The sequence below is a fragment of the Tamaricihabitans halophyticus genome (assembly GCF_004340875.1).
Lineage (GTDB): Bacteria > Actinomycetota > Actinomycetes > Mycobacteriales > Pseudonocardiaceae > Tamaricihabitans > Tamaricihabitans halophyticus.
This window is the reverse complement of sequence record NZ_SLXQ01000009.1, coordinates 72,904-85,659: the sequence shown is the minus strand read 5'-3', so window position 1 is coordinate 85,659 and position 12,756 is coordinate 72,904. Positions and strand designations below refer to the sequence as shown.

Sequence of the window (12,756 nt, the reverse complement as noted above, 5' to 3'; positions counted from 1 at the left end):
CCTGTCAGATCATGTCAGGTACGTGACATAATCTTTCCGGTATGCGCGCGAGCAGACTGGTCTCGACCCTGTTACTGCTCCAGACCCGCGGTCGGGTGACCGCTGAGGAGCTGGCCGCGGAGCTGGAGGTGTCCGTGCGCACGGTGTACCGCGATATCGAGGCACTCAGCTCGGCAGGAGTCCCGGTTTACGCGGAGCGCGGGCCGCACGGCGGGTACCGGATCCTCGGCGGCTACCGCACCCGGCTGACCGGATTGACCAGCGCTGAGGCCGAATCCCTTTTCCTCGCGGGACTTCCTGGACCGGCGGCGGAGCTCGGGCTTGGCGCGGTACTCGGCGCTGCCCAGTTGAAGTTGCTCGCCGCATTGCCGGAACCGCTGCGCGAAGGGGCCGGCCGGATCCAGGAGCGATTCCACCTGCACGCACCCGGCTGGTTCCGGGAGATTGAGCGGCCAGCGCGGCTGGCGCCGATCGCCGATGCGGTGTGGGGACAGCGGCGGCTGCGCTTGTACTACCGACGTTGGGACGACAGCGAAGTCACCAGGGAGGTTTGCCCGCTCGGGCTGGTACTCAACGGCGGCTCCTGGTATCTCGTCGCCGATTCCGCGGGGACGGCGAGGACATATCGAGTCGCCAGGGTGCTGTCGCTCGAATCGCTCGACGAAGGATTCGAGCGCCCGGCCGAGTTCGACCTGGCTGGTTACTGGGCAGACTGGTCGGAACGGTTCGCGCGGCGGCTTTACCCGGCACATGCGGTTGTCCGGCTGTCGCCCTTCGGTCAGTCCCTCGTAGGCTTCTACCTGGGACCGATCGCGGCAAGGGCGCTGGCCGAGACCGCGACGGAACCGGATGCGGCAGGTTGGGTGCGGTGCACGCTGCCCGTTGAGTCCGTGCGGCATGCGGTGGGTGAGTTCCTGCGCTTCGGTATGGACGCCGAAGTGCTCGAACCCGAGGAGTTGCGGGCACTATTGGCGGACCGGATTGGCTCGCTGGCCACTGTGTACGGTGCCGCTGGTGGAAAGGGGTAGCGGATGGTGGAGACCAGTTCGCTTGCGGGTCGCATGATCGGTGTGACCGCGGAACGTCGGGCAGCCGACCTGTGTACCTCGCTGGAGCGCAGGGGCGCCAGCGTGTGGCATGCGCCCGCGATGCACACCGTGCCCTTGCCGGACGATCCTCGGCTGCGTGCGACCACCGAGCGGGTGCTTGCCGAACCGGTCGACCTGGTCGTGTTCACCACGGGCATGGGTATGCGGGGTTGGGTGGACGCGGCGCACCAATGGGGGCAGGACGAGGCGTTGCTCGCCACGCTGGAACGAGCGGATATCTACGTACGGGGGCCCAAGGCCAAGGGAGCGGTGCGTGGCGCTGGGCTCCGGGAGCACGCCTCGGCCGAGTCGGAGAGCAACGCCGAGCTGTTCGAACTGGTGCAGGCCGATGACCTCGCCGGCAAGCGAGTCGTCGTGCAACTGCACGGCGTGGCGCTGCCGGAGTACGTGGACGCGCTGCGCGCCGCGGGCGCCGAGGTGCTCCAGGTACTGCCGTATCGCTGGGAACCACCGCGGCAGCCGGAGTTGGTGCACGCTTTGCTTGATGGCGTGCGCGATCGTCGGGTAGACGCGCTGACCTTCACCAGTGCCGCGGCGGCGAGCGGTCTACTCGACATCGCGCGGACCTCCGGGCGGCTCGACGGCTTGCTGAGCGCGGTCCGCGATGGAATGGTCGCCGCCTGCGTCGGGCCAATCACCGCCGCGCCGCTGATCGCCGAGGGGATGGCGGTCGTGCAACCGGCACGCTGGCGGCTGGGCGCACTGGTCAACGAGCTCGAGGCGAGCTTCAGCTGACGCCGTTCGAGGCCGCGGCCACGTTCTCCCGCGCGGTCTGCTCCTCGCTGCGCCCCACCCGCCAGTAGCCGGTGAACGAGATCAGTCGTTTGTCGATCCCTCGCTCGTTCACCAGATGCCTGCGCAGTGACTTCACCATGCCGGCTTCGCCGGACAGCCACAGGTACGGCGTGCCACCAGGAAAACGCGCGGCGCGGATCGCGTTCACCAGCCGATCGCTGTGCCCAGCCGGCTCCGTGCCCCGGTTCACCCAGGTGACCTGCACATCCCCGGCGGTGTCGAACCACTGCCGATCGCGCTCGTCCCCGATCTCCACGTACACCAATGCTTTTGCTTCGGGGCCAAGGGATTCCACGATCGCGCCGATCGCCGGCAACGCGGTCTCATCGCCAGCGATCAATTGCCAGCCGCAGTCCCGCGGCGGCTGGTACAGCCCACTCGGCCCGAGCAACCCAATCCGCTGACCAGGCTGGGCGGCCAGCGCGAACCTGCTCGCTGGCCCGGTGTCCCCATGCAACACGAAGTCCACGTCGAGCTCGCCGACCGCCGGACGGTGATAGCGCACGGTGTAGGTGCGCATTGAAGGGCGGATCTCGTCCGGCATCGCCAGGTATCGCTTGTACCAGGAGAGCACGTCATCGTCGGTGAGCTCGGGTACCTCGGGAACCGACTGGTGGGCGAGCGGGAAGAACAGTTTGATCGACTGGTCCGGCAGGCTCGCCGGGAACTCGCGCAGCTCGGGTGAGCTGAACGTGATGCGGGTCATATGCGGACTCAGCCTGCGCACCGTGGTCACCCGGACAACCTGGTACTTGTACTGGTTGCGCGTCGCGGTATCCACGGAGGTCGAATCTGCATCAGCCATCGTCAAGCTCCTCCCTGCTCGGCTGGATTAGGTAAGCCTAACTAAAGTCAGCCGTTCGTGGGAAGGGGCTCTGTGGTCTTAACCGAGGGCCTTCCGGTAAGCATCCACAGTGGCCTGGGCGCATCGTCGCCAGGTGAAACCGGCCGCATGCGCTCGGTGTTCGGTCAGCTCGGCCGGCGCCGGATCGCTCTGTGCCGCCGCCCGCAAACCCTCGGCGAGCGCCGGCACGTCACCGTGCGGTACCAGCGTCGCGTAGCCACCCGAGGTCTCGCGTAACGCGGGCACATCCGAGCACACCACGGGTACGTCGCAGGCCATCGCTTCGAGTACGGGAAGTCCGAAACCCTCGTCCCTTGACGGCAGTACCAGTGCCGAGGCGCCCGCGACCACGCTGCGCAGTTCCACTTCGGACAGGTAACCGGTGCTGATGCTGCGCTCGCTCGGGGTGAACCTGCCCGGCCCGGTGAACACCAGTGGCGGCAGCTCGGGATCGGACTCGTGGGCGCGTAGCAGCCAGTCGATACTCTTGCGCGGGCCACTCGCGCCGACGAAGAGCAGGTACTCCTTCGGCAGCCGCAGCCGGCGGCGCACCGGGTCGGCCGCACGCGCGGTAAACCACGCTGGGTCGACGCCGAGCGGCGTGACCACGACCTTCTCCCGTGGTACCGCTAGCCGGTCCACGATGGACTCGGCAACGCTGTGCGTCGGGGCGCAGATCGCATCCGCCCGTTTCGCGCAAATGCCGACCAGCGTGGGCAGCTCGTGATCGCTCGGCGGCAACTCGTCCGGGGCGTCGAGGAACGCGAGGTCGTGAATGGTCAGCACGCCGGCCGCGCGCAACCTGCCCGGCAGCACGAAGTTCGTCCCGTGCACCACATCCGTCAGCCCGGCGAACATCTCGACCGGCGGCAGCTGGGAGCGTAGCCAGCTCTTCCGGAGCATCCGCGCGGATACCGGCGCGCCGCGCGCTCTTGCGCCGTGTGGCAGGACCTTGCGCAGTGCTCGCCAGCCGCGCAACGTGAACGCGACCGCACGCATGTCTACATCGGACATCGCGGCGAGTTCCTCGGCGAGCGAGGCGGTGTAGCGCCCTACGCCGGTGCGGCTGCCGAGCAGCGGGGTGCCATCCAGTAGCACCTTGAGTCGCCCGCGCCTAGCCATCGGCGCGCCCGCGTGCCCGCAGTGTCCTGCCGCCAAGCTTGCGCAGCCGTCCACCCACTCGCCTGGCGAGTTCCCTCGGGCCGCCGTCGCCGAGGTACTCGCGTACCAGCGCGATATCCCTGCGGAGCATTTCCTTGCCACGCAGTGGTTTGCTCGCGGTAAGCGGAGTCACGCCGGGCAGCCGGTCGGCTGCCGGTCGCGGGTTCCGGCAGAACTCCACGAGTGGCGCCAGGGCCGCCGGCCACGCGTAACGTTCGGCGACCGCGACCATCCGCTCCCGGCAACCGTTGGCGAACTCGGTGTCGTAAAGGACTTTCTCCAACGCCGCGGCGAGCGCATCGGCGTCTTCGGCGGGTACCACCACACCAAGCCGCTCGCGCGCCACGACTTCGGCGAAGGCGTCCCCATCGGTGGTCACGATCGGCAGTCCGGCCCACAGGTAGTCCAACACCCTGGTGCGGAACGCGAAGGTCGTCTCCACATGCTCGAAATGCGTGGTCACCCCACAGTCCGCGTCCAGCAGCCAGTTCTGCCGCTCCGCGTACGGGACCCAGTTCTCGTTGAAGAACACCTGCTTGCCGGTCAGCCCGAGCGAGTCGGCGAGCTCTCTCGTTCGGGTGCCGATGTCCATTGTGGCCACCTCGGGGTTGGGGTGCCGCATCCCGAGGAACACCAGCTTCGCGTCCGGCCGGCGCGCGCCGAGTTTGCCGATCGCCCGCACCAGCGTCAGCGGGTCGAACCAGCTGTACACCCCGCCTGCCCAGAGGACCAGGTGGTCGGTGTCGGTGATGCCGTCGATGTTCCCCCTGATGCCGGGACCGGTTTGCGCCGGCGGCGTGCTGGACAGCCCGAACGGGGCCACCGCGAGCAGTGATTGCATCGAAGGGTCGGCATCGTAGAGCTGTGGGGTTATCCGGCCGAGCGCGGCGAGATGGCCCAGCCAGAAATGCCGTTGGCGTTCCGAAGCGCACAGGAAGAAATCGCCGCGCTCCAGCTGCGCGTCGATCACCTTGGTCACCCCGATCAGGTCGGCGTGGCGCCGATCCTCGGGCGCGCCCTTGCCCTGCTCGAGAAGTTCCAGATGCATCGGGTCGTACAGATCGCAGATTACGATCTTGTTCGAGTGTTCCGCTTTCAGCGCCGGCGCCATTTCCAGCACATGCCCTTGCAGCAGCACGATATCCGCCCATTCGATGGGCGCGTCCAGTTCCCTGCGCGCGGCGGCGCGCACCGGGAACGCCGCTGGCTGCGGCGCGCACGAAGGGTTGACCGTGAGCAGCTGGACCTCGTGCTCGGCGGAAAGCACCTCGGCGATGTTCCAGGCGCGAATCGCCGGACCGGCCATCCGCTGGGTGAGCGCGTCGCCGGTGATCACCAGTACCTTGCGGCGGCTGCCGAAGGCCTCGGCGATCCCGAACGCCTCGACCAGGATGTCGTGCCCCTCGAGGTATCGGGGGAGTGGGTAGGCGGGTTCCAATGCGTTGCGCAACAACGGAAGCAGATCGGCATCGGTCCGGGTGCGCGCCGCCTGCTCGACGTCCCGCGCCTCGCGCAGATCTGGCAGTTGCTGCACGAACTGGTCGATCGCGAGCACCCCGGCAAGTGCTTCGCGTGGTAGCTCGACCGGCGTCGAATCCGGTGCCCCGGTGTGCCGTTCCAGATCCAGTTGCCGCGCGTCCAGCTCGCCGCGAGCCGTCGCACGGCGGATGGTCAGCGCCAGTGCCGAGGGCAGCACCTTGTCCAATGTGTCCTGGCCAAGGTTCTTGTACAGCGCGGCGAGCGCGTTTCGTTCCAGCAGGAAAGTCTCCCGCCCGGAGGCGGCGGAGTCCACGTCGGACATCGTCGCGTGGTGCCGGTGATAGGTCACCGACTCCGGCACGTACCGGACGCGCCAGCCGCGCAGGTTGAGCCGCCAGCCAAGGTCGACGTCCTCGTAGAACATGAAGAACCGTTCGTCGAACCCACCCAGTTCGGCGAAGGCTCCCGCGCGGACGAACAGCGCCGAGCCGCTACCGAAGAGCACATCCTTGGCTTGGTCGTGTTCGGCCGAGGGCAGTTCGGCGATCGGCGTCTCCGCGTGCCGCTTGTAGCCCATGCCGAACCAGGTGAGTCCGCCGTCCACGAAGTCGACCCTGGCGCCGTCCCAGTCGAGCACCTTGCTCGCCACGGCCGCGACCGTGGGGTCGGTACGCAGCTCGGCCACGGCGGCACGTACCCAGTCGCGGTCGGGTCGGGCGTCGTTGTTCAGCAAGGCGAGCACGCTGCCCTTGGCCTGCTTGGCGCCCAGATTGCAGCCGCCGGCGAAACCAAGGTTGCGCGGGGCGCTCAGCAGCCGCGCGCCAGCCGGTAGCCGCGCCTTGATCCGCTCCGCGCTGCCGTCGCCCGAATCGTTGTCCACGCAGATGATGTCCAGCAGTTCGGACGGGTAGTCAAGCTGCTCACCCAGCGCGTGCAAGCAAGCGATCGTGTCGTCCGGTCGGCGAAAGTTGACCACGATCACCGACACGGTCGGTAACGCGTCGCCCTGGGTCACGGAGCCTCCCCTTCCTGCGTGCACGGTGCGCTCACTCTAGCGTTCGTCCCGGTACGGCCCGCCCGGCCCAGGTAGCCCATACCTCGGCGCGCCGTTGCCGTGCCCGATACCCGATCCGGCGACGGGTACGTAGCGCGCGGCCGAGACCTCCGAACACCTCGGCAAGTACCCGAAGGCGCAGCCGCGCGCTGAAGTTGGCCGCCGGCGGAACCCGTTTGATCGGCAGCAGGGCGGTCACCGCGATGAAGCGGACCAGCTGCGTCACGGCGACTCCGGCCGGCGCGCAGCGCAGCAGGGTGAGCAACCGGTTGCGCTCGTTCCAGCGATGAAACTGGCGCGAGCCGATCGCGGTCGTGCTGCCGTGTGCGTGCACCACCTCGGCCGGTACCGCGCGGATCGCCCAGCCGGCTAGGCGCAGCTGCCAGGATAGGTCGGTGTCCTCGTAGTAGCAGAAGAACTCGCCGGCAACCCCTGGTACGTCCGCGAGCGCGGCGGTACGCAGCAGTACCGCGCCACCGCAGAACCCGAAGACGTCGCCATCGGGCGGTGCCTGCGTGGCATCGGCGCCGTGGCCGTCGGCGGTCAGCCGTACCCCCGCGGACTGCACCGCGCCGTCCGGCCGGCGCAGCAGCGAGCTCGTGGCGGCCAGGCAGGGGTGTTCGTCCAGGGCGTCCTCGAGTCGCGCCAACCAGTCCGTGCTCGGCACCGCGTCGTCGTTGAGCCAGGCCACGTATCTGGTGCGCACGGTCGGCAGTACGCGGGCGAGCGCGCCGGCATAGCCGAGGTTGCGCTGCGTGCGTAGTACCGCCGGCCTGCTCGGATGCTCGGCGATGAGCCGCGCGGTGCCGTCGGTGGACGCGTTGTCCACCACGAGGATCCGATGTGGACGACTCTGCCTGGCGAGCGCGTCCAGGCACGCGGTGAGCTGGTTGCGGCCGCGCCAGGTCACCACAATCACGGTGCTCTGCTGGGTACCGGCCGTCATGGCGGCTGAATTTACCGGCAGCCGCCGTGGCTGGTCGCGGTGCGGGCTACGCTGCAGTGGTGCCGGAGCTCGTGGTGCTCGCGGAGCAGCTACTCGCCGAGGTGCCTGGTGGCACCGGGCGATACACCGGGGAACTGCTCGCCGAGCTTGCCGAATGCGCGCCGCCCGGCTGGACGGTGCGCTCTGTGGTTGCCAGGCACGCCGATCTTGGTCCGGCGACGATCCCTGGGGTGTCTGGCCCGAGCGTGCTGCCGTTGCCGCGCCGGTTGCTCGCCGCGGCCTGGCAACGTGGCCTACCGTGGTGGCCAGGCGGGGACAGCGTGCACGCCCCCACGCCGCTCGCTCCGCCGCCGCGCGCGGGGCGTGGACTGGTGGTGACCGTGCACGACACGGTGCCCTGGACGCATCCGGAGACCTTGACGCCGCACGGCGTTGTGTGGCACCGGCGGATGATCGGCCGCGCGACCGCGCGTGCGAGCGCCGTCGTCGTGCCTACCGAGGCGGTAGCCGCCGATCTTGCCAAGCACGCGGCGGGTGACTCGCCGGTGCGGGTGGTCGGGCACGGGGTTTCGGCGGCACTGCGTGCGCCGATTCCGGAACAGCGACGGGCGGCGGTGCTCAGCAAGCTGGGATTGCCGGAACGTTTCGTGCTTGCCGTGGGCACGGTGGAACCCCGCAAGGGCCTGGACGTGCTGCTCGCGGCGCTTGCCCTGCCGGAGGCGCCGGAGCTGCCGCTGGTTGTGGTCGGTCCGGCTGGCTGGGGTGGCGTCGAACTCGGCGCGCTCGCCGCCGCGCACGGCTTGGCCGCCGACCGGCTGCGGCCGCTCGGCGCGCTGCCGGACGCGGAGTTGGCGGTGGTGCTGCGCGCGGCGAGTGTGCTTGCCGTGCCGAGCCGCGCCGAAGGTTTCGGGCTGCCGCTGCTCGAGGCGATGGCGGTGGGTGTGCCGGTGGTGCACTCCGCGGTTCCGGCGTTGCTGGAAGTGGCCGGCGGCCACGGCGTGGCGGTGCCGATCGGCGAGCCAGCTAGGCTAGCCGCCGGGTTGCGCGGCGTGCTGGAGGCGCCAGCCCGTACCGCCGAGCGGGTTCGGGCAGGTCAACGTAGGGCCGCGGAGTACACCTGGCGTGGCGCGGCTCGTGCGGTCTGGGAGGTCCACCGCGAGCTGTACGAAGCCCGTGCCGGCTGATGCGGGATCCCGTAGCGGTGTGGCGTGAGTCACTAGCCTTCGGTGGGTTGCAGGAATACGCAGGGGGTGAGTTCGATCGTTTGGGGTGAGCGGCGTCGCCCGCGGTCGTACCCTGCTGGGGTGCCGATTATCGAGCCCAAGGTGCTGATCGATGCCACCGCGGTTCCCGCGGATCGTGGTGGCGTCGGCCGCTATGTGGACTCGCTGGTCAGCGCGCTGGACGCGGATGGTGCGCGACTGGCCGTCGCCTGCCAGCCGCGGGATGCGGAACTCTACGAGCGGTTGGCCCCGAGGGCGGAAATCGTGCCCACCCCGGAATCCGTGGCTACCCGTACCGCCCGGTTGACCTGGGAACAGGTGACCCTGCCCAGGGTGGCGCGCCGGACGGGTGTCGACGTGGTGCATTCCCCGCACTACACGCTGCCGCTGGCGAATCCGGCGGCTTCGGTGGTCACGCTGCACGACGCGACGTTTTTCACCGATGCCGTATTGCACTCCTCGGTGAAGGCGCGGTTCTTCCGGACGTGGACGCGTACGGCCTTGGCCAGGGCTGAGCTGTGTTTGGTGCCGAGCGAGGCCACCGCGCGGGAACTCGGCCGGGTGGCTGGCGCTCGCCCGTACGGGTTGCAGATCGTCCGGCATGGCGTGGATACCGAGCGGTTTCATCCGCCCTCGCCGGCGGAGATCACCGAGGCGCGGGCGGCGCTGGGGATCGGTGGCATGCCCTACGTCGCGTTCCTCGGCGCGCTCGAACCGCGCAAGAACGTGCCCGCGCTGATTCGCGGGTTCGCGCGGGCATGCGCTGGGCGAGCTGATCCGCCCGCGCTGGTGCTCGCCGGACAGCCTGGCTGGGACAGTCAGGTGGAGCGGGCGCTGGATGCCGTTTCGCACCGGCTGCGGGTGCTGCGCGCGGGGTATCTGCCGTTCGAGCACCTTGCCGGCTTCCTCGGCGGCGCCGAGCTGGTGGCGTATCCGAGCCTTGGCGAGGGGTTCGGGTTGCCGGTGCTCGAGGCGATGGCCTGCGGGGCGAGCGTGCTCACCACGAGCCGGCTCGCGTTGCCCGAGGTCGGCGGGGACGCGGTGGCTTACTGCGGAGTGGGCGCGGGCGATGTGGCGGAAGCGATCGCCGACCTACTGGACAACCCGGGCCGCCGGGCCGAGCTGGCCAGTGCGGCGCTGCGGCGGGCGAAGGAGTTTTCCTGGGCGGCCAGCGCGGAAGGGCACCGCGCAGCCTACGAGCGCGCCGCGATCATCCACCGCCGCGGCCACTGAACACCCGCGCGCCGAGACCACCCACCCCCACACTCTCCACGTTTAGCAGGCTGACCGTTGACATGGCGCCATGTTCAGCGGGCTAACCGTTGAGTGCTTAGCGTCTGCAAGTACTCGCGTTCAGCGGGCTAACCGTTGACCGTGGGACGCGTTTCGCGGGCTAAACGTTGGGTTGGGGTGATCGTGGCGGCAGAGGCTGCCGGATCTGGTGTGTACTGCTCGACATGGTCGATGTCAGCCACGGCTGGCTGCCGCTGGCGGTGGTCTGCCTGGTATTCATCTCGCTCGCGGCGCTGGTGGTCTGGCGGATCGGGCTGTTGCCGCCCCGCCGGCTGGGTACCGCGGCGCTGCGGGCGGTAATCCAGCTCGGCGTGGTCTCCGCCGTACTCGCGCTCGCCCTCGGCTCGCTGCCGCTTTCCTTCGCTTTCCTCGCCGTTATGGCCATCGTGGCAACGGCGACCTGCGCATCCCGCGCCGCGGCCGGCCGCCGAGGAACCTGGCTGTGTACCGCGATTCTCGCCGGAACGGTACCGGCGCTCGCGATCCTGCTCGGAACCGGCGCGGTGCCACTCGCCGGGAGCGCGCTGGTGCCAATGGGCGGCATCCTCATCGGCGGGGCGATGACCGCTACGACGCTTGCCGCCCGCCGGGTGCTCGCCGTGCTGCACGATCGGCACGGTGAATTCGAGGCGGCACTCGCGCTCGGCTTCGCCGAACCGGCCGCGGTCCGCGAACTCGTCCGTGGCCCTGCCGCTGACGCCCTGCTCCCCGCGCTCGATCAAACCCGCACCGTCGGGTTGGTGACACTGCCCGGCGCGTTCGTCGGGATGTTGCTCGCCGGCGCACCCGCCTGGCAGGCGGGCGTCGTTCAACTCGTGGTGTTGCTCGCCCTGCTGCTCGTCGAAGCCCTCGCCATCGCCGTGGTGATCGAACTGGTGGCGAGGTCACTGCTTCGCCGCCAGATGTCCTATCAGTGATATTATTTCTTTCACTGACAGAAACCGAGGTGGAGGCGATGACAACCGTTGGTCTGCTGATCGTGGGCGTCGCGGGTGCGGGGATATTCGCGATCGGACTCGGATACCTGATCGCGCCGCGCTCGTTCGCCGCGAGCTTCGGGCTTCCGGTGCTGCCCGCGCGCGAGGCGACGCCGTGGTTGCGTCTCAAGGGCGTGCGGGATCTGGCAAGCGGCGTCGTCGCCGGCGTGCTACTCGGTATCGCACCGGTGGAGGTAATTGGCGCCGTGGTGCTGGCCTTCGCGATCATTCCCGGTGGTGACGCGCTGATGATCTTGCGGGCCGGCGGGCCGCGCTGGGCGGCACTGGGTATCCATGGGGCAACCGCCGTGGTCATGACGTTCGGCGCCGCGCTACTGCTGGCGGCCGCATGACCACCGGACCGGACAGTCCCCGGCAGCGCAGGAAGCTTGCCCAGCGGCAGGCCATCCTGGACGCCGCACTGCGGATCGCGGAGGAGGATGGCTGGGCCGCGGTGACCACCCGTCGCGTCGCCGCGGCCGTCGACTACCGGCAGCCGGTGATCTACCAGCACTTCACCGGCAGGGACGAGTTGATCAAAGCGATCGCGATCGCCGGCTTCGTGGCACTTACCGCGGAGATCAACGCACTGGCCAGCGCGACCGGTCCGGCGGCGCTGGAACAGCTGTGTCACCGCTACATCGCCTTCGGCGCCGAGCAGCCACGCCGCTACGAGGCCATGTTCACGCTGCCGAGCACGCTGCCGTTCGCTTCCGCGGATACGCCAGCCGAGTTGCGCGCTTCGTTCGCCGCGATCCGCGCCGTGGTGGCAACCGTTGTCCCCGAAGACCGCGCGGATTCCGCGACCGAACTGCTGTGGGCCTGCTGCCACGGAATCGCCACGCTGCGTCTGGCTGGACGGATTCCGGCGGACCGTGTCGACGAGCACCTCGCTCGCGTCGCCCACCTGTGGTCCTGAGCGGGACCTGGTGGGTGGGCCATGCGAACGGTGCGTGGCCGGGCACAATGGCCGGTCGTGAGCGAACCGACCCCCGACGAGCAAGCCTCGAACGGACCCAACTACGGCGATGAACTCGCCGTGGTGATCGTGACCTACCACAGCGGCGAAACACTGGGCGCCTGTCTCGATTCACTGGGCCCGGCAAGTAACCGCCCGGTACGGGTTGTCCTTTCGGACAACACGCCAGACGACCCCTCCGCGGCCGAGGCGGCCAGCCGCACGGGCGCGAAGCTGGTCACGAACCGGGAAAACGTTGGCTACGGCGCCGGAATCAACCGCGGCGTAGCCGAACTCGGCCCCGAAGTCGGCTGGATCGTGATCGCCAACGCGGACCTCGAGTTCGCCGCCGGCTCGCTCGACGAACTGCGCGAAGCGGCCGAACGCTGGCCGCGTGGCGGCGCGTTCGGACCGCTGATCAGTGAGCCGGATGGCAGCACCTACCCATCCGCGCGGCTGCTGCCCTCGCTCGGCAGGGGAGCGGGACACGCGGTCTTCGGCAAGGTCTGGCCGGCGAACCCGTGGACAAGGGCATACCGCCAGTCCGACAACGCGGTCATCGAACGTCGCTCGGAATGGCTGTCCGGCTCCTGCCAGTTGCTACGCCGGTCCGCGTTCGATTCGGTACAGGGCTTCGATTCGCGATACTTCATGTACTTCGAGGACGTGGATCTTGGCGATCGGTTGGGTAAAGCCGGCTGGCAGAACATCTATGTGCCGACCGCCACGGTGATGCACGTTGGCGGGATGTCCACGGCTAAGGCACCGCGCCGGATGCTCGCCGAGCATCATCGCAGCGCATACCGCTATCTGGCGGACCGGCATACCGGATGGAAATGGGCACCGGTACGCTTTTCGGTCAAAGCGGGTTTGGCCGCGCGCTTGAAGCTCTCCCACCGTGCCTAGTAGTCGACCGC

General features: G+C 69.1%; 12 protein-coding genes. 8 read left to right on the top strand and 4 right to left on the bottom strand.

What is annotated here, in order from left to right; all coding sequences use genetic code 11:
* Positions 1 to 41: 41 nt before the first annotated feature.
* Positions 42 to 1,028, top strand: a complete 987-nt coding sequence (locus tag EV191_RS19525) for a helix-turn-helix transcriptional regulator (protein WP_132878564.1) — start codon at positions 42 to 44, stop codon at positions 1,026 to 1,028.
* A gap of 3 nt (positions 1,029 to 1,031) precedes the next feature.
* Positions 1,032 to 1,844 (top strand): uroporphyrinogen-III synthase, encoded by an 813-nt coding sequence (locus EV191_RS19520; RefSeq protein WP_132878563.1) that lies wholly within the window; start codon positions 1,032 to 1,034, stop codon positions 1,842 to 1,844.
* Here the strand turns inward: EV191_RS19520 and EV191_RS19515 are convergent.
* From EV191_RS19515 to EV191_RS19500, 4 genes are all read right to left on the bottom strand, one after another.
* Positions 1,837 to 2,709 (bottom strand): siderophore-interacting protein, encoded by an 873-nt coding sequence (locus EV191_RS19515; RefSeq protein WP_132878562.1) that lies wholly within the window; start codon positions 2,707 to 2,709, stop codon positions 1,837 to 1,839. The genes EV191_RS19520 and EV191_RS19515 overlap by 8 nt on opposite strands.
* 78 nt (positions 2,710 to 2,787) lie before the next feature.
* Positions 2,788 to 3,870 (bottom strand): glycosyltransferase family 4 protein, encoded by a 1,083-nt coding sequence (locus EV191_RS19510; RefSeq protein WP_132878561.1) that lies wholly within the window; start codon positions 3,868 to 3,870, stop codon positions 2,788 to 2,790.
* Positions 3,863 to 6,403, bottom strand: a complete 2,541-nt coding sequence (locus tag EV191_RS19505) for a glycosyltransferase (RefSeq protein WP_132878560.1) — start codon at positions 6,401 to 6,403, stop codon at positions 3,863 to 3,865. The genes EV191_RS19510 and EV191_RS19505 overlap by 8 nt, the downstream gene beginning before the upstream one ends.
* Positions 6,404 to 6,434: 31 nt before the next feature.
* Complete coding sequence (locus EV191_RS19500) at positions 6,435 to 7,388, bottom strand: glycosyltransferase family 2 protein (protein ID WP_132878559.1); 954 nt, start codon at positions 7,386 to 7,388, stop codon at positions 6,435 to 6,437.
* 59 nt (positions 7,389 to 7,447) lie between these two features.
* Here EV191_RS19500 and EV191_RS19495 point away from each other — a divergent pair, with 59 nt between their 5' ends.
* The 6 genes from EV191_RS19495 (at position 7,448) to EV191_RS19470 (ending at position 12,745) form a co-directional block, all read left to right on the top strand.
* Positions 7,448 to 8,572 carry a glycosyltransferase family 4 protein gene (locus EV191_RS19495; RefSeq protein ID WP_132878558.1) on the top strand — a complete coding sequence of 375 codons (1,125 nt, stop codon included), beginning with the start codon at positions 7,448 to 7,450 and terminating at the stop codon, positions 8,570 to 8,572.
* Positions 8,573 to 8,713: 141 nt separating this feature from the next.
* The gene (locus EV191_RS19490) at positions 8,714 to 9,844 is read left to right on the top strand and encodes a glycosyltransferase family 4 protein (protein WP_132878710.1); all 1,131 of its coding nucleotides are present in this window, start codon (positions 8,714 to 8,716) and stop codon (positions 9,842 to 9,844) included.
* 224 nt (positions 9,845 to 10,068) lie between these two features.
* Positions 10,069 to 10,821, top strand: a complete 753-nt coding sequence (locus tag EV191_RS19485) for an ABC transporter permease (RefSeq protein WP_132878557.1) — start codon at positions 10,069 to 10,071, stop codon at positions 10,819 to 10,821.
* A 38-nt stretch (positions 10,822 to 10,859) separates the two neighbouring features.
* The gene (locus EV191_RS19480; RefSeq protein ID WP_132878556.1) at positions 10,860 to 11,234 is read left to right on the top strand and encodes a DUF4267 domain-containing protein; all 375 of its coding nucleotides are present in this window, start codon (positions 10,860 to 10,862) and stop codon (positions 11,232 to 11,234) included.
* Positions 11,231 to 11,800, top strand: a complete 570-nt coding sequence (locus EV191_RS19475) for a TetR/AcrR family transcriptional regulator (RefSeq protein ID WP_132878555.1) — start codon at positions 11,231 to 11,233, stop codon at positions 11,798 to 11,800. Before EV191_RS19480 ends, EV191_RS19475 begins: the two co-directional genes overlap by 4 nt.
* 57 nt (positions 11,801 to 11,857) lie before the next feature.
* Positions 11,858 to 12,745 (top strand): glycosyltransferase family 2 protein, encoded by an 888-nt coding sequence (locus EV191_RS19470; protein WP_243659069.1) that lies wholly within the window; start codon positions 11,858 to 11,860, stop codon positions 12,743 to 12,745.
* Positions 12,746 to 12,756: the final 11 nt, after the last annotated feature.